The organism is Arthrobacter sp. P1_C12_2, from assembly GCF_056406415.1.
In genome coordinates, this window is record NZ_JBFUAF010000033.1 from 1 (window position 1) to 17002 (window position 17002).

The following is a 17002-nucleotide window of genomic DNA, read 5'->3' on the forward strand; positions in this document are numbered from 1 at the left end:
CCCGTGATGCGACCGCCGGCGCCCGCCCCGGCTCCCGTCATGCGCCCGCCGGCGCCCGCCCCGCGGCGCGTCGTTCCACCGGCGCCAAGGCCCATGGCTCCGCCGCCCGCCCGGGTACCTGCCGGAAACGATCATGATGCCGACAACAACGGAGGACCGGACGACGGTGACGGCAACAAGTAACCGCCACCGGACGCCGGGCCTCAGCAGGAGGCTCGTGTATGTCGGAGTGTTGGCGGCGATAGCGGCAATGGTCCTCAGCGCGTGCGGCAGTCCGACCGGGAACCAGACGGCAACTCCTCCGCCCGGCCCAACCCCGTTCGCCTGGTTCCGTTCCGGCCCGGCCCCGGCAGGGTGGCAGCCGCTGGAGCTTCCAGACACAACAGCAGTGCTGTCCATCCCACCTGGTGCCGCTCCCGTGCCGGGCGACCCTGGCAGCGTATCCGCAACCGTCACCGCCCCCCACGGGGAACTCAGAATCTATCTCAATGCCACGCCCCAACAGGGCGAAGAGTCGCTGACCAATTGGTCCGAATTCCGGCTGGCCCATCTCACGGGCGAGAACGCCGCATCGGCGAACCGGCTGCAGTACCGTGCCGGAATGGACTTCCGGGGAGGCATCGGTTCCTGCGTGGAAGACACCTACGTAACGCGCATCGGTGCCCACAGATACCGTGAAATAGCCTGCCTCGTTGCAGGAACCCGCGGAAGCAGTGTCCTGGTAGTAGCCGCGCCGGCCGACTCCTGGGACCGCTACAGCCCCTTAGTGGAACAGGCCGTGGACGCATACCTGCCCGAGTAGGCGACGCCCTCCGCACCGGGCCACACGGGGGCGTTACGGGCCGGCGGACTTCCCCCGCGGGTTCGTCCGTCAGCCCGTGGCGCCGCGACCCCGGCCGCGTTCTACCGGTTGGACAGGTTGGACAGGTTGGTTTCGGCGCGGCGAAGGCGGGAGACTGGATCAACTCAATCACGAAAGTGGGAACCATATGATCAATCTCAAGCAAGACGCCGAGGGTTTCATCCGCATGAACCGGCACTTCCCGGAAAAGTCGCTCATCAGCATCACGTTCGCGGACGGCTCAGAGCAGGTCTACTCAGGGCACCGGCTCAACGGCATCTATGACGAGGCCCTGGCGCAGTACCGGGCCCAGAACCACCTGGACGCCAAGGGGTTCTCGCGGGCCCCCAAGAAAACGGTCCAGCCCGCGAACAAGATCGAGTTCGTTCCGGTGCACGCCGGAATGGAGCCGTAGCGGCGGCCCCTGGCCACCAAACGTCGGCTTGAGGCGGTCGGCCGGGGCGCCGCGCCACCTGCCGGATCAGCCGACGCCGAGCGCGCCTGGCCCGTGCGCCGGGCGCCGGAGGGCCCGGGCGCGGATGCGGAGGTCGTTGTCGTGCACCCGCCGGTCGACGCCGGGCACCGGTGTGGCGGCGGTCCTTGGCCGCGGTGCCGCCGGACTTGCCGGCGGCTCCGGGCAGAGGTCACTGATCAGCCCCATGCCGGCGTACTCGCGCACCGCGGTGATGCCTGCAACCGCTGCAGGCTTGTCGGCAAAGCCCTTTGACACGGCCAGTACGGCCCCATCCGGTGCCCTGAGCCGAAACCTGAAGCAGGCATCGGCATCTACGAAGAGTTCAAATGTGCCGGCCATGACGATCCTCCCGATTTCGCGGGCTCCCCTTCCCGGCATCATTGCCACGGAGTGAAGGGGAAAGCGTCGCTGCTGCCCACTGGTTTGGTTTGTCCTCGCGGCTGAACAGATGGTGTCAGTCCGTCTTATTAGTCTCGCTGCGGCCCTGAAACGCCCACAAGGCCAGCCAAGTAAATCCTAGGTAAATAGAACCCAACAGCTGTGCGCGCGCAGCCGCCGTCGGGTCCGCCGCGGGCAGGAGCAACGCCGCCTCCGCGGTGCCCCTACAGGGGCGGCCAATGGTCGCGGCAGTAGTCAGCGCGGCTGGCGCCCGGGGACGGCGGCGGGATGACCCGGTTCCCGAACGGAGTGACGGCGTCGCTCCGTTCGGAGGGCTCCGCCGCCGCGATGCGGCCTGCATCGCCGGGAAGCCAGGACATGGCTGAATCGTTGGACAATGTACCCCCCATTGTTCTTGGCTGGAGGCGCACCGGCTCGCATTACGGACCGCCATGCGCCTCACGCCAGACTAGCCGGGAGGACTGAGCCTAAAACAGGGACTTTGGACCGTATCGGCGAACGCCGCAGCCGCCCATCTGTTATCGCCCGCAAGCCCGCCCATACAGCCTTCTGGCGCCCAACAGCCCGGAACGAATGGGCAGAAGTGTTTCATCCATTGGAAATGGAGGTCGCCGCGGCGGAGAATCAGGGGCAGTCTTGGGGACAGCCCGCGGTCCCAGACAGGAAAGAAGGATGCGATGTCCCTCAGCGTTGAGGAAATGAACAAACAGCTCCCGGTGGCGAATGCGCTACCGGGCGACGCCGTCCCGTACTACATGGCGTCGGGCGAAGGCGCCCGCTACGAGATCAACGGCCAGCTGGTCACGGTCATCGCCCGGGCGGCGGACACCGGCGGGATTTTCAGCGCCGCCTACATCTCCGGCGGCATGGGGGCCGAATCGCCGTTTGTGAGCCACGCGGTGGAACACAAGACCCTGTACGTCTTCGACGGCATCCTGCACGTCTGGCTGCCGGGCGAAAGCCGCATCCTGACTCCCGGTGATTCCGTGGTGATCCCGCCGGGAACCCCGCACGCGTATCGGATGGCAAGCCACTACAGCCGGTTCCTGAACTGGATGACCCCCGGCGGCGCCGAGGCCTACTACGAACGCGTCGGCACGCCCATCGATTCGCACGTCCCTCCTGTCACGCCGGGCCGGAAGCCCAGCCTGCAGCAGTGCGCGGAGGTGGGCGCCGAATTCGGCATGACGTTCCCCGACGTCGAACGGGTGGCACCGTCCTTCCGGCAGGACGCCGGACTGCCGGCCGCCCAGAGCCCGTACTTCCTCAGTGCCGGGGAGGGCGAACGGATGGTCAGCTACCAGACCATGTTCACGTACTTGTCCCGGCCGGCGAACACGGGATCGAACTACTTCGCCGTCCACACCAAGGGCGCCAAGTCTCCCTACATTCCGCTGCATTTCCACGAACAGCACACGGAAAACTTCCTCTGCACCGAGGGCCGGATGTGGATCTACGCCAACGGCCGCGAAATGCTGCTCACCAAGGGTGACTTCCTCCACGCCCCGGCCGGAACCATCCATTCCTTTGCCTTCGATTCCCACAACACCCAGATGGTCGGGTTCCTGACGCCGTCGGTCTTCAACGGCTTCTTCGAGTACTTCAACAAGCCCACGGAGGACTACATGTACACCGAGGGCGGCGAGCCCTACATGGACGTGGAGGGCTTCGGCCGGGCCCAGGCCGAGATGGACCTGACCGTGGTGGGTCCCCCGCCGCAGCGCCGCGCGGCCCTGGACATCTAAAGCGCCCGCTCAGGAACTCGGCTCAGTAAACAGCTAGGGTCCGGAACTCCTCGGAGTTCCGGACCCTAGCTGTCTATTCGGTGCCTGCGGATTCAGTTCCGTGCTGGCCCGCCTCCTGATAGCGGCCGGCCTCCTGATGTTGTCGGACCAGGGCGCGGCCGTAGTCGTTGCCGTTGGGCGTGCGCATCACCGTGTGCATGTGGAACGGTGCGGGGGTGTCGTTGCTCAGGAAGACGCCGGTGTGGTGATCCAGTTCCATGACGACGACGGGACTCTGGATCCGAAAGTAGAAGGCATCCTCAGGGGCCCAGCCCCCGATCCAGCAGAACCAGGTATTGCCGTATTGCTCCTGGATTTCCCGGCGGCGCGCTGCCCTCGGCCCGTCCGGCAGGTGGGCGATGAAGTCATCCACCAGCCGGTCAAGTATGGCGCGTGACCCGGCCGGCATGGCCGCCACCCGGATGCCCTCGTACGGGATCACCCGGTTATCCTGGAAGCACCCAGCCAGATGCCGCTCATCGCCCGGGTGCATCCGGCCTTCAGGCATGGCGGGGTCCTGCATGTCCTCGAACACCGTGGCCTCACGCTGCAGCTGTTCCGGGAGGGATGCCATCAGCTCGCGTGCCCAGGCGATCCGCTCCTTGAACACTTTCACGCCGCGGTGCGGGCCGGCGTCGATGACATCCGGCTCAGCCCCGAGGAACACCGGCGAGACCACCAGCTGGCTTCCCGCCACGAGGACGTTGAGCGCCACGTGGTGGCCGAAAATCTGCCAGCCCCAAGGTTCGGTCAGGGACGGGGAACCAAACAGGGCGAAGTTGTAGCTGAATTCGTTCATCAGCTCCGGGAGCTCCACCAGGTCGCCCAGGAACCCGTTGATCCGCATCAGGTTCCGGACCAGCTCGAAACCGGACGGGCTGAGGCTGGCCTCCACCAGTGACAGAGCGGCATCGCGGACTGGGCCGTCCACCTCGTCCAGCCGGAGCCCGGTGTCGTGCTGCATGAACTCCGGGTTCGCCCAGCTCTGCCATTCCTGCGCGTCCACCGTGTACACGAGCTGTTCAGCCTGGGCGGGGTTGACGGCGCAGAGCAGCGTAGCTGCAGCCGCCACCATGGCGGCCGAAGGAGCTTCCTCGCCGGGCTCTGCCGGGACCAGCCGGTACAGGCCGGGGATCACCGCGCCGTCGCTGGTGACGCCCACGAACGGTTGCGGGTACAGCGCCTTCCAGCCCTCGATCATGGACCCGGCGAAGGAGTCCGTCTTAGCGGCTTCGGCATAGGACCTGGCGTCCAGTCCCCGGATCGCCGACACCCGGGGATGGTCCGGCAGGTAGAGGAAGTCACGGAACGATTGCTTCGACACGGGAGCTCCTGTCTATTTTTTCAGAAACTGGGTTTTCGGAAACTGGGTGGTCGGAAACCTGCTGTGTGGAATCCGCGGACGCGCTTTCGAACGGCCAGCCCGCGGCTATTCCGATTGCCGCCGCTGCGGCGTCAGGGGCCGTTCCCCGCCAGGCCACGTGCTGATCCGGCCGGACCAGGACAGCGTCGCTATGCCACAGGTCGGCCATCGGCGTTCCGTCGTCGGATGGCCCGACGGCGCAGACAGTCACCGGAATGCCTTGCCGGGCCGCGGCAGCCAGCACAGGCTCATAGGCCTCCTGCCCGGGCACGCCGGCAAGGCTCCCGGCGTCCACCAGCAGCGTGAAGCCGGGGCCAAGAATGTCGTAGAGCGATGTCGAGCGGTCCAACCAGGCGTGCGGCAGCAACGCGCCTGGGCTGGCCGAGGGAACGTACCGGATAGGGTCCTCGGCCGGCACAGGCGAGCCGTCCGGGACAACCAGGGGCGAGGAAGAGTAGCCGTAGCCCAAAACCAGGCCCAGCGAATCGAATTCGCTCCGCTTGACCGCGAGCGCCTCCTTCGCCTGGAGCCGCGCGGCCTCTCCTGCGGCTCCGCCGCTGCGCAGCGCGGGGTCCGCGAAGTGATACGCCAGCGCCTGGCCGTTGGCGGCGGCGTCCCGGATGGTCCGCTCGGCCACCGGGCGCCGCTCCAGTTCGTAGCTTCCGAGGAGTGCCGGGCCACCCCAGCCCTCCATCACGGCGGCGATTTTCCATGCCAGGTTGGCGGCATCGCCGATGCAGGTGTTGAAGCCGTGGCCGCCCCACGGCGGGTTCAGGTGCGCGGCGTCGCCGACAAGGTATACGCCGTCGCGGCCATAGCCTGGGGCCAGCAGCATGCGCGCCGTCCAGGGGTCGGTGGCGACAATCTCAAGGTCCACCTCAGCGCCCACGAGTGAGCGCACCAGGGCGGTCGCGTCGAAGGACTCACGCCCGTCCACGCCCTGGATAATGGCCCACCAGGTGCCCTCGAGATCCATCCTGCCCACCATGCCGGCCACGCCCGGTCCCAGAACCCAATACTGAACAGCGGGATCGAGGGTGATGGTGTTGCCCAGGTCCCGGGAACGGAACAGGACGCTGACGTTGGACAGTTCCGCGGAGCCGCCGTCCAATCGGATACCAAGGCTGCGCCGGACGGCGGAGGATCCGCCGTCGGCACCGGCCAGGAAGCGGCACTCAACCGCGCGGCGGCGTCCGGTCGTGTCGGAGACCTCCACCCGGGCGCGCGGGCCGTGCGGACCGGAGGTTTCCCGGCTGGAACCACGGGCGCCGTAGTCAACGTCGCCAACGCTCAGCCCGGTCAGCAGGGTGGCCAGCGGCGATCCTGCCACGGCGTCCCGCAGGACGTTTTCCACGACGGGCTGCGGAACCTGCTGCCCGCACTCGGGCTGTTGTTCGTAGCGGCCGGGAACCAGTTGGAATGCCTGGCGGAACCGGGTGATCTCCCCGCCGGCGTCTCCTGTCAGCCCCGAGCAGAAGATGACGTCCTGGGCGTAGGAAACGGGCAGGGGCGCCGCGTTCCGCAGGGTGTCCGCGAGGCCCAGCCGGCGCAGGTGCGTCATGGTGCGCGCGTTGGTGGTCTTCGCCCGCGGCCTGTGCGGATCGATGGACGTCCGGGGTTCGATGACGACGCTGCGAATGCCGCGCCGGGCGAGGTCCAGGGACAGGAACAGCCCGCTGGGCCCGCCGCCGGCAATCAGCACCTGGACGTCCTGCGGAAGGTCGTCCAGTGAGGCGTTCTCGATGGCGGTCATCAGGCCCTCGCCCTGAGGTCCGGTGTGCCGATGGGGGTGGTGAGGGTGCCCAGCCGGTCGATTTCCACCTCAACGGTGTCGCCGGGCTGCAGCAGCCACTGCGGGGTCCGGGCATAGCCCACGCCTTCAGGGGTTCCCGTGGCGATGACGTCGCCGGGGTGCAGGGTGAAGGTCTGGCTGATCAGCGCGATGATGGCCGGTACAGAGAAAATCATGTCGCTGGTATTGCCGTTCTGGACTTCGGCGCCGTTCACCCGGGTCCGGACCTGCAGTCCGTCGCGCAGGTCCCCCACGTCGTCACGGCTGACCAGCGGGCCCATCGGCCCGCTGAAGTCGCCGTTCTTGCCCAGTGTCCACTGGGAAGTGAGTTTTTGGGCCCGGCGGGCGGTGAGGTCGTTGAACGTGGAGTAGCCGAAGACCGAGTCGGCGGCCGTGGCCTCGTCGGCGGCTTCCACGCGCTGGCCGATGTAGGCGGCCACCTCACCTTCCCAGTCCAGGCCGTCTTCGCCAGGGGGTACGGGGACCGGCACGTTTCCAACCGACAGGGAGGCCGTCCAGCGCCCGAACAGTGTGGGGTAGGGAGGCAGTTCCTGGTCCTTGTAGCTGCCTTCCGCGGCGTGGGCCTTGTAGTTCAGGCCGACGCAGATCACCCGGGCCGAGGCCGGCACCAGCGGGACCTCGGTGACGTCAGCGCGGTCCAAGCCGTCACCAGCGCCATCCGGCAGCGCGTCGGCTGACAGGGAGAGCGCTTTCTCCTGCCAGCCTGCGGCATCGGCCCAGAAGTCCGGAACCGGGGCCAGCGGAACCACCCTTGAGCCGAGGAGGGCAGCCGCCCATGCGCCGCCGTCGTGGTTGATGCCTATGTACTGCATGTGGTGGGCCTTTCTGGTGCCGCCCGGGGGCGGGGGTTGGTAGGTGGGCACGGCAATGAGAGACCCTTTGGCGACGTGTCTGTGCAGGCGGGTCGATGATTGGAGTGCTGTTGTGGCGTGGCCGGTCAGGTGGCCTTGGTGTCCGGGGACCGGGATTGCCGGAGGAAGAAGGAGACAGTTGCCCCCATCGCCTTTTCGGCCGCGGCCTGGCTGTGGTCCGGGAGGATCCACATGTGGTCCGCGTCCTCAATCAGAAGAAGCTCGACGGCGGCGCCGGCACCTTCCAGCGCGGCAGCCAGCGACGCTGACTGGGCGGGCGGAACGAAGCGGTCGGCGGTTCCGTGGGCCAGGAAGAACGGCGGCGCCGAACGGCTGGCGTAGCTGATGGGGCTGGCCGCCGCCGCCTTCGCCGGCTCGTCGGCCAGCACCGCACCGACCAGGAGTTCCTCGCGGGATCCGGGATCGTCGGCACGGGCGCCGGCGGCGGGCAGGCTCTGTTCGGCCATCCTGGCCAGGTCCGTGGGCGGGTACCAGGCGGCCACCGCTGCGACCGCATCGTCAGCATCGACGCCGTCGGCATTGGCAGTGAGACCCACGAGGCTGGCGAGATGGCCGCCCGCGGAGTCGCCCCACGCGTAGATCCGGTCCGGGTCCACGTTGTAGTCGGCGGCATGGTTCCGCAGCCAGCGGACGGCGGCCTTCGCGTCGTGCAGCTGGGCCGGGAAGTGCGCCTCCTGGCTGAGCCGGTAGTCGGCCGATGCCACTACAAATCCGGCCTCAGTGAGCTTTTCGAAAGGGTTGAAGCCGAATCCGTCCAGGACCGGGCCCAGGGAGGACCGCTCCCCCATGCGCCAGCCGCCCCCGTGGAAATGGACCACCGCGGGGCCGGGAGCCGCCCCGCCCTCAGCACCGGGAAGGTAGAGGTCCAGCAGCAGCGGGCGGGCACCGTCGCCCACGCGGGCGAATTCGATGCCGCTCAGCGCGCGACCTTCCGTCATCGTCGACTCCATCCATTTTCCTGCGCCGGTTCCGTTGGTGCGCCGGTTCCCTTGGTGCGCCGGTTCCCTGATGCCCCGGCGTCTCCCCCTAAGACTGTCGGATCACCGGGTCGGCGCAAACCGCGGATTTCAATCATTGAAAGGGCTTTGCCGAGGCCAGTTCCGCCGCAAGGAATGCCAGCCCCTGCTGCACGATACCCAGCGCCGCGGAGTGGTTGAGGTACCCGTGCGTCGCTCCCGCTTCCAGCCGGAATGCCACCGGGACACCGGCCGCGCGCAGTGAGTCCCGGAAGAGCTCAGCAGAAGGACGCAGGTCATCGTATTCACAGGCGACGACCGCCACCGGGGGGAGCCCCGAGGGATCGGCCTGGCCGGGCAGGGCATACGAGGACGCCATCCCGGCGGGGCCGCCGATGTAGTTCTCAACCATGGCCCGACAGTCGTCCTCGGTGAAGCGCAGGATCCGAGGCAGGCCGGAAAGCACCCTGGCATCGGACACCGCGGCCGGCTCCAGAGAGGGAAGCACGGCGTGCAGGAATGGGTACGCCAGAAGCAGCTTGGCAGGCAGGGCCAGGCCGGCGTCCTTCAGATACATGGCGGCGCCGACGGCGAGGTTCCCTCCGGCGCTGGCACCGCCGAGGCTCAGTCCTCCGGGCGCCACGCCCAGGTCCTCGGCGTGGGCGGCCGCCCAAATCCAGGCCGCGAGCGCGTCTTCGTGCGGAACCGGGAAGTGGACGCCGTCGCGGGCCAGTCGGTAGTCGACGGAGAACACCAGGCCGCCGGTCCGGTCAGCCAGTTCACGGGCGACCTGGTCGGCCTCCCGCATGTCCAGCGTGCCTCCGGCGAAGCCCCCGCCATGCAGCCACACCAGGCCCGGCAGCCCGGCCCCGGACGTGAACCCCGCCCCGGAACCGGGGCCCCCGTCCAACACCTGCCTGCCGGGGCCGTAGATCCGGATGGGCACGGGCCCATTGGGCCCCGGCGCCTCCACCGAGTGGATCGGTACGGCAGGGGCCGCGTAGGGCAGATCCGCGCCGCTGAACGCCTCCAGCCGCTGCATCCCGGCAGGATCGGCGAGGAGATCGGCGAAGAAGCCGGCTTCAGCCACGTGGTGCATGAGTCCGCTCAGCTCCACATCCGGGCTCATGGCTGAAACACCGGCTCGCGGGTGCCAACGGCCGCGGCTGAAGGAACTGTGTCTGATGGAACTGCTTCTGATGGAACTGTGCAGCTGAACGAATGCGTCCCGGACCCGATCTCGACGCCGGTGCTCCCGCCGTCGGGCAGATACACCGCGGCCCTGCAGCCGGCCGGGACCGTCACCGCTAGCGAGAACTCCTGGCCTGCCAGCTCCCAGCGCACCGCCGCCTCGCCGTACGGGGTCTCGTGCCGGGCAGCGGCCCACGCCAGTCCCCCGCCGGGCTTCGGCCGGATGGTGAGTTTCCGGTACCCCGGTTCAGCCGGTGCCAGGCCGGCCACGCTGCGGTGCATCCAGTCAGCCACCGCCCCCAGGGCGTAGTGGTTGAAGGACGTCATTTCGCCCTCGTTGATGCTGCCGTCCGGAAGCATGGAGTCCCAGCGCTCCCAGATGGTGGTGGCGCCCATGGTCACGGGGTACAGCCAGGACGGGCACTCGGTCTGGAGGAGCAGGCGGTAGGCGTCGGTCGCGTGGCCTTCATCGCTGAGCGCGTCGCAGACCAGCGGGGTTCCCACGAACCCGGTGGCGATGCGGTAGCCGTCTGCTTCCACGGTATCCGCCAGCCGGGCGGCCGCGGCAGGGTGTTCCTCCGGTTCGAGGAGTCCGAAGCGCAGGGCCACCGCGTAGGCCGTCTGCGTGGATGGCTGGAGCCGGCCGTCGCCGTCGAGGTAGCGCTCCCGGAACACCTCCCGGGACCGTACGGACAGCTCGTGAAGCCGCTCCGATTCCGTGTCCTGGCCCAGCAGTCCGGCAGCTTCGCCCGCTACCGACGCCGAGTACGCCAGGTAGGCCTGCGCCACGAGCTGCCAGGGGGTGCGCGCGTCGCCGGGCGAGTCCGGCGGCGCGGCAGGGTCCAGCCAGTCGCCGAACTGGAAGCCGTGCTCAAAACGCAGCCCCGGGCCAGCGGCCTGGGCCGCGGCGTCCAGCCAGGCGATCATTCCCGGCAGCTGCCGGCGGAGGAACTCGAGGTCGCCCGTGCGTTGGTAAAGCACCCAGGGAACCAGTACGGCGGCGTCGCCCCAGGCGGCCATGACGGGGCGGTCCGGGAACGGCGGCTTTTCCGCGACCACTTCCGGGACCACCAGCGGCGGCGGCCCGTCGGCCCCCTGCTCCACGGCAAGGTCCTTGAGCCAGGACGCAGTGAAGCCGGGGATCCGGTACAGGAAGGACGCGGTGGCGGCAAAGATCTGGAAGTCGCCGGTCCAGCCAAGGCGCTCGTTGCGCTGCGGGCAGTCCGTGGGAACGTCGACAAAGTTCCCGCGCATCCCCCACACGACGTTGGCGTGCAGCTGGTTCAGCATCGGGTCGGAGCATCCGAAGGTGCCGGTGCGTTGCAGGTCCGAGTGGATCACGACGGCGGTGAACGCGTCCGGATCCACTGCACCGGGCCAGCCGCTCACCTCCACGTAGCGGAATCCGTGAATGGTGAACTCCGGCTCCCATTGCTCTTCCCCTCCGCCGCGCAGGATGTAGCGGTCCGTCTGCTTGGCCTCGCGCAGGGGCCTGACCCCCAGCTCGCCGTGTTCCAGGACCTCGGCGTGCCGCAGGACCACTTCGCTGCCGGCTTCCCCGTTCACCCTGAACCGGACGTGGCCCACCAGGTTCTGGCCGAAGTCCAGGAGGGTTTTCCCGGACGGTGAGCCCAGGACAGCGCGAACGGTCAGTTCCTCGATGGCGCGGACGGGCGGACCGTCCGGCGCCACGAGGACTGCGGGGTCGAAGTCCTGGACGGCGACGGCGGGAGCCAGCTCGTTGCCGCCTAGGTCCCCGGTGCCTGCCCAGCCGTCGTTGTCCCGCCGGGCGTCGTAGGCTTCGCCGACGTACAGGTCGGCCGCCACGACGGGGCCCCGGCCTGCCAGCCAGGAACCGTCGGTCCCGACGACGGTGACTTTCCCGCCGTCGTCGTAGAATTCCAGCTGGGCGATCGCCGCGGTGCGGTCCCCGTACGTGTTGCGCTTCCCCTGGAACCCCAAGTTGCCGCGCCACCAACCGTCCGCGACTTCAAGGCCGATGACGTTGGTGCCGGGCTGCAGGTAATCAGTGACGTCGTGGCTCTGGTAGCGGAGCCGGTGGTGGTAGCTGGTCCAACCGGGTGCGAGGATGTCCCGCCCCACCCGCCGGCCGTTGATGGACGCAACATAGACGCCGTGGGCGCTGGCGTAGAGCCGGGCGGAGGTGACCGGGCCGGTGACCTCGAAGGTCCGGCTCAGCCGTGCAGCCGGTTCGATTGACTCGCTGCTCTCGTACCAGGCCGGCCGGATCATCGCGGCCTGCCAGTCGGCTGCGGCCAGGAGGCCTGCTTCAACATAGGTGACGGGGCTCCACTCGGACGGCACGGCGTCGTCCTGGCCCCAGACGCGGACCCGGACGGCGACGCGCTGCCGGCTGGTCAGAGGCGGCGCCGGCCACGGCTGGAGGAGCTGTTCCGCGGAGTCGGTGCGGCCATAGCTGGCCAGATTCGCCTCGTCGGGGCCGAGCTGGAGTTCGTAGGCGGCCTGGACCCAGCCGGTCTGGTCGGTCGTGACCTGCCAGGAGAGCCGGGGCCGGTCTTCCCCGATGCCAAAGGGTTCCTCGTGGTGTTCGAAGCGGACGGCGGAGGGAATGGTGGTCATCGGGAGAGCGGAGTCCTGGAACGGGAAACGAAGGGTATTTGGAGTCAACGTCGGCTCGATTCGTCAAGAAGGAGAGAGCTTTAGGGCTTTCCCCAGCGTCCCGGGAACGGCAATGCGCCCGCTAGCGAAGTTTCATTGGCTGGAAACTGTGTGCGTCGATCGGGTGGCTGGGTTTTGCCCGGCGGCTGCCGACACCTTCCTGGAACGGCGAACCTCTTAGTCCACGCAGAGGCAGAATGGATGGCTGGCCGGGTCGAGGAAAACCCGGAAGGTGGTACCCGGCTGCGTCTCCGCCTTGGTGGCACCCAGCTCGACAGCGACCTTCTCGCCTTCATCCAGGTCCTGCACCATCAGGTCCAGGTGCATTTGCTGTGGCACTTCCTGGGCCGGCCATTCCGGCGCCCGGTAGCCCTCCACCTGCTGGAACGAAATGCAGTCGCTGCCGTCCTCAGGACGGATCTCGGCCCAGTCACCGTCGACCTTCACCTGCCAGCCGAGCAGGGCACCATAAAAGCCCGCGAGGGCCGGGGCGTCAGGGCAGTCAATGACGAGACCTGGGAAGCGTGCGATAGCCATACCGGAATGCTACCGCCCGAAATTGAGCGCGTCTCTAAAGCCCACGGGCGAAATAATCCACCGCCGTGCCGAGGATCCGGTCCATCTGGTCCTCCGCGCCGAAGAAGCAGTGGTCACCGCCCCGGATGGTGATGAGTTCGTGGCGGACGTTCGCATCAGCGAGGGTGGCGGCGAGCAGTTCGCTTTGGGACAGCGGGACCAGGCCGTCGCTGTCACCGTGGATCAGCAGGAACGGCGGCGCCTCCGCGGTCACGTAGCCCAGCGGGCTGGCGGCGGCCAGCAGGGCGGCGTCGGCGGTGCCGCCCACCAGCATGGGGCCGGGCTCGAGGGTCATGCCGTCCGGAACCGCCGCGCTCAACGGCCCGTTCATCATGCCCGGGGGAATGTTCATGGCCGGCATGTCCGGCAGCGAGGACACCCCGTAGAAGTCGACGACGGCGCTCACGGCGCTGGAGTGGCCTTGGACTCCGAGGCCACCCTCCAGGTCGTCGCGGTGGCCGGTCAGTCCCAGCAGCGCGGCGAGGTGGCCGCCGGCGGATTCGCCCCAAGCGCCGATCCGTCCGGCGTCGATGCCCAGCGTGTCAGCGTGTTCCCGGAGGTACCGGACGGCGGCCTTCAGGTCGTGCAGCTGGGCCGGGAACGGCGCTTCAAGGGCATGGCGGTAATCCACGGTGGCGCACGCGATGCCGGCCTCATTCAGCAGCCGGAACACCGACTCCGGGGCGAAGGTGGGCGGCAGTTCACGGCGGTCCCCCAGCTGGAAGGCGCCACCGTGAATCCACACCACCACCGGAACGGGCCCTGCCGCCGTGCGTGGCAGCCAGATGTCCATGGCCAGGCGGCGGAAGCCGACGGCGATTGCGTAGCTGACTTCGCGGTGCACGGCAGAGACTTCCGATACAACTTCGGCCGCGCCCGGGGGCAGGAACGCCGGGAAGGCCGGGGCAGGCAGTCCGGCCGGTGCCGCCTGTCCTGTTTCGACGCGGGCGGCTTCCGTGGCTGCGGCGGCTTCGGGGGTCATGATGCACTCCTTGCAAGTTGGGGCTGGTGGTCATTGCCGCCGGAGGGGGCGGTGAGGGTATGGGTGCCGGGCCCGACGACGGCGGCCGGCCGGCCGGTAAAGCGGACTTCCGCGGTGGTGCCGGGCGGGATGGTGGCAGAAAGGGTGATCCCGCCGTCGTGAATGGTCCAACTGACGTCGATGAGCCCCTGCGGACCGCGGTGCGATGTGGCCGCCGACGTGATCCCGGCGCCGGGGCGGGGCTCGATGATGATTCGTTCGTACCCGGCGCTGCCGGGGGCCTGCCGAAGCCCTGCTGTGTAGCGATGCAGGAACGAGATTACGGACCCCTTGCTGTAGTGGTTCAGGGAGCCTCTGGGGCTGCCGTCGGGGCCGATGCCGTTCCAGTCTTCCCAGATGGTGGTCGCGCCGCGGTCCACCATCAGCAGCCAGGACGGTGCGGTGTCCTGCATCAGCAGCTCGTAGGCCAGGTCCACTTGTCCGTTGTCGGCAAGCGCGGGCAGCAGGTAGGGGGTGGCCAGGAATCCCGTCCCCAGGTGGGTGCCCGCTTCCCTAACGAGGTTGACGAGCTGGCCCGTAACGGCGGCGCGGGCAGCATCCGGCACAAGGTCGAAGGCAAGCGCCCGAACACAATTGGCCTGCGTGCCGCCGTCGACTGTCCCGTCAGCCCGCAAATACTCCTGCTGCCAGGCACGCCGGACGTTCGCGGACAGTTCGCTCAGTTTCCGCGCCTCGTCCCTCCGGCCCAGGGCCGCGGCGGCCTTGGCCATGATGGCGGCCGTGTGTCGGAAGTATGCGGTGGCCACGATGCCGTTATCCATGGACTTGGAGGCGAAAAGGTCCGGCGCCGGGCCGCCGGGTTCCATCCACTCCCCGAAATGGAACCCGGTGTCCCAGAGGTACTGCTCATGCGGGGCTGGCGTGGCCTTCCCGGCCACCCTGGCCGGGTACCGTTTACCCTCTGCTGTGGTGCGGATGAAGTCGAGCCACCGGTTCATCGCTTCCCAGTTATCTTCGAGAATGCCGGTGTCCCCGGTGGCGAGATGGATTTCCCAGGGCACCAAAACGATCGCATCTCCCCACCCTGAGGACCCGTTCGTGAAGGCCATGAATTCGGCACCGGTGACCTCCGGCCCGGGCGAAGGGGAAATGTTGACGATGACCCCGTTGTCCCACTGGTCCGCCCTGACATCGTTGAGCCACTTCCGGGAGAACCCCGCCACGTCGAAGAGGTAGGCCGCTGTGGGCACAAACAGCTGCCAGTCGCCCGTCCAGCCCGCCTTTTCGCGCTGCGGGCAGTCGGTGGGGACCTCGCAGGCGTTGCCGCGGAAGCTCCATTCCACAATTTCGTGGAGCCTGTTGAGCCGGTCATCGCTGCAGCTGAACGTGCCGATGCGTTCCAGGTCGGTCTGGACCATGCAGCCCGTGATGTCCGCCGGCGTCAAGTCTTCGGCCAGGCCGCATACGGAGACGTATTGGAAGCCGTGGGTCGTGTGGCGCGGTTCGAAGACTTCCCCGGGGGCACCGGCGGAGATCACCGAGTCCACCTGCCCGGCACCCAGGAACTTGCCCGGGTTCTTGAAATCGATGGGGCGGAGGTGGTCCTGTGTGACCTCCCCGTCAGCGTCCAGGGATTCGCCGTACACCAGGGCCACCCCGGTGCCGGCGGCACCCAGCCGGCTGAGGCGGACCCAGCCGTTGATGTTCTGGCCCAGGTCCACGATCTGGTTGCCGTTCTTGAGGCGGGCGATGGAGGCCGGGGTTAGTTCCTCCACGATCCGGGTGGGCGGCGCCACCGGGCCGGTGAGTGTGGCGAAACTGCCCTGCCGAAGAACCGCAGGCCGTGCCGCTGCCCGAACAGCATGGAAGTCCACGCGTTGCCCCGCCATGAGGTCTGCGCTGACAATTTCCGTCGCGGAAACCAGCCACGACTCGTCCGTGCCGATGACCGTCCGGGCTCCCCCGGACTCAATCTCCAGCTGCGCCAGGAAGGCTGTCTGCGTGCCGTACATGTCGGCGTCGCGGGTGAACCCGAAGGACCCCCGGAACCAGCCGTCCGTGAGGACCGACCGCACGCTGTTGGATCCGGCGCGCAGCAGGTCCGCGACGTCGTACGTCTGGACCTGAAGGCTGCTGTGGTAGCTCGTGGAACCGGGGGTGAGCTGTTGGTCCCCCACCCTCCGCCCGTTGATGAAGAGCTCATAGATCCCGTGGGCGGTTGCATACGCCCGCGCGGATTCCGGCGCGGATTCCAGGGTAAAGTCCCGGTGCAGCGCATAGCCGGGGCGCTCGCCTGGCGCCGGGACCGCCGGCTCGCCGGGACCGATCCACCGGGCACTCCAATCGGCGGGGTGCAGGAGTCCAAGTTCCACGGACATGGACTCGGACCATCCAGACTCGGTCTCGATCCCGTCAGCGCCGGTGTTCCAGGTCCGCACCTTCCAGTCGAAGCGGTCCCTCGAACCCAGGGACGGGCCGGTGTAGGGGACGAAGAGGTGCGCTCCGGAGTCCACCCGCCCGGTGTCCCAGCCGTTGCTGGCCGTGAGCTGGTACGCGGACTGCCGGACGGTCCCGCGCGGCGGGGTCCAACTGAATTTGGGCAGGGTATTGGTGATCCCGAAGGCTTCGCTGACGTGATCAGTCCGAAGGTGCGTGGGGGGGTTCATGCGGGGGAAGCTCCCTGAAGTTGGGCTGCGCGCGGGGGTCAGGCGTAGTGGCAGGCGACGTCGGCGGCGCCCACCCGGCGGAGGGCCGGACGCTGGGAGGCGCAGAGTTCCGTGGCGAGCGGGCACCGCTGGCTGAAGGGACAGCCCCCCGGCGACGACGCCACCGCAGCGGCCGTCCGGACGCCCAGGGATTCGCGCAGCTTCCTCCGCTCGGCCTGTTCGGCCGGCCTCGGTACGGGCGAGGCAGCCACGAGGGCCTGGGTGAACGGGTGCTGGGGGGACTCCGTGACGGCTGCCGCGGGCCCGCTTTCCATCACCTGGCCGCGGTAGAGAACCACGACGCGCTGCGCCAGGAACTGGACCACCGAGATGTCGTGGGCGATAAACAGGTAGCTGAGGCCGAGCTCGTCGCGGAGGTCGGCCAGGAGGTTAAGCACCTGGGCC

15 protein-coding genes are annotated in these 17002 nt (G+C 68.4%); 3 read left to right on the plus strand and 12 right to left on the minus strand.

Annotation, left to right across the window (positions count from 1 at the left end; translation table 11 throughout):
• Positions 1 to 133: 133 nt before the first annotated feature.
• A complete protein-coding gene (locus tag AC1DZQ_RS21825) occupies positions 134 to 802 on the plus strand; it encodes a hypothetical protein (protein WP_476965459.1) in 669 nt (222 codons plus the stop codon).
• A gap of 187 nt (positions 803 to 989) precedes the next feature.
• On the plus strand, positions 990 to 1256 hold the full coding sequence (locus AC1DZQ_RS21830) for a hypothetical protein (RefSeq protein WP_476965460.1): 267 nt from the start codon (positions 990 to 992) through the stop codon (positions 1254 to 1256).
• Between the two features lie 66 nt (positions 1257 to 1322).
• On the opposite strand, the gene AC1DZQ_RS21835 is transcribed toward AC1DZQ_RS21830, so the two are convergent.
• Together AC1DZQ_RS21835 and AC1DZQ_RS21840 are read right to left on the minus strand one after the other, a co-directional pair.
• The gene (locus AC1DZQ_RS21835) at positions 1323 to 1655 is read right to left on the minus strand and encodes a YegP family protein (protein ID WP_476965461.1); all 333 of its coding nucleotides are present in this window, start codon (positions 1653 to 1655) and stop codon (positions 1323 to 1325) included.
• 263 nt (positions 1656 to 1918) lie between these two features.
• On the minus strand, positions 1919 to 2074 hold the full coding sequence (locus AC1DZQ_RS21840) for a hypothetical protein (RefSeq protein ID WP_476965462.1): 156 nt from the start codon (positions 2072 to 2074) through the stop codon (positions 1919 to 1921).
• A 318-nt stretch (positions 2075 to 2392) separates the two neighbouring features.
• Between AC1DZQ_RS21840 and AC1DZQ_RS21845 the strand changes: the two genes are divergently transcribed.
• Positions 2393 to 3460 (plus strand): quercetin 2,3-dioxygenase, encoded by a 1068-nt coding sequence (locus tag AC1DZQ_RS21845; protein WP_476965463.1) that lies wholly within the window; start codon positions 2393 to 2395, stop codon positions 3458 to 3460.
• A 73-nt stretch (positions 3461 to 3533) separates the two neighbouring features.
• Here the strand turns inward: AC1DZQ_RS21845 and AC1DZQ_RS21850 are convergent, their stop codons facing one another.
• The 10 genes from AC1DZQ_RS21850 to AC1DZQ_RS21895 form a co-directional block, all read right to left on the minus strand.
• A complete protein-coding gene (locus AC1DZQ_RS21850) occupies positions 3534 to 4823 on the minus strand; it encodes a DUF3500 domain-containing protein (protein WP_476965464.1) in 1290 nt (429 codons plus the stop codon).
• Positions 4801 to 6615, minus strand: a complete 1815-nt coding sequence (locus AC1DZQ_RS21855; RefSeq protein WP_476965465.1) for an FAD-dependent monooxygenase — start codon at positions 6613 to 6615, stop codon at positions 4801 to 4803. The genes AC1DZQ_RS21850 and AC1DZQ_RS21855 overlap by 23 nt, the downstream gene beginning before the upstream one ends.
• The gene (locus tag AC1DZQ_RS21860; RefSeq protein ID WP_476965466.1) at positions 6615 to 7487 is read right to left on the minus strand and encodes a fumarylacetoacetate hydrolase family protein; all 873 of its coding nucleotides are present in this window, start codon (positions 7485 to 7487) and stop codon (positions 6615 to 6617) included. The genes AC1DZQ_RS21855 and AC1DZQ_RS21860 overlap by 1 nt, the downstream gene beginning before the upstream one ends.
• 125 nt (positions 7488 to 7612) lie before the next feature.
• Positions 7613 to 8485, minus strand: coding sequence for an alpha/beta hydrolase fold domain-containing protein (locus AC1DZQ_RS21865; protein WP_476965467.1), 873 nt, complete (start codon positions 8483 to 8485; stop codon positions 7613 to 7615).
• A 133-nt stretch (positions 8486 to 8618) separates the two neighbouring features.
• Complete coding sequence (locus tag AC1DZQ_RS21870) at positions 8619 to 9632, minus strand: alpha/beta hydrolase fold domain-containing protein (RefSeq protein ID WP_476965468.1); 1014 nt, start codon at positions 9630 to 9632, stop codon at positions 8619 to 8621.
• Positions 9629 to 12295 (minus strand): glycoside hydrolase family 78 protein, encoded by a 2667-nt coding sequence (locus AC1DZQ_RS21875; protein WP_476965469.1) that lies wholly within the window; start codon positions 12293 to 12295, stop codon positions 9629 to 9631. Before AC1DZQ_RS21875 ends, AC1DZQ_RS21870 begins: the two co-directional genes overlap by 4 nt.
• Positions 12296 to 12511: 216 nt before the next feature.
• Positions 12512 to 12871 (minus strand): VOC family protein, encoded by a 360-nt coding sequence (locus AC1DZQ_RS21880; protein ID WP_476965470.1) that lies wholly within the window; start codon positions 12869 to 12871, stop codon positions 12512 to 12514.
• Between the two features lie 34 nt (positions 12872 to 12905).
• Positions 12906 to 13892 (minus strand): alpha/beta hydrolase fold domain-containing protein, encoded by a 987-nt coding sequence (locus AC1DZQ_RS21885; RefSeq protein WP_476965471.1) that lies wholly within the window; start codon positions 13890 to 13892, stop codon positions 12906 to 12908.
• Entirely contained in the window at positions 13889 to 16558 is a 2670-nt protein-coding gene (locus AC1DZQ_RS21890; protein ID WP_476965472.1) for an alpha-L-rhamnosidase, read from the minus strand. The genes AC1DZQ_RS21885 and AC1DZQ_RS21890 overlap by 4 nt, the downstream gene beginning before the upstream one ends.
• A 38-nt stretch (positions 16559 to 16596) precedes the next feature.
• A partial coding sequence (locus tag AC1DZQ_RS21895) for an oligopeptide/dipeptide ABC transporter ATP-binding protein (RefSeq protein ID WP_476965473.1) occupies positions 16597 to 17002 on the minus strand: 406 nt, incomplete at its 5' end.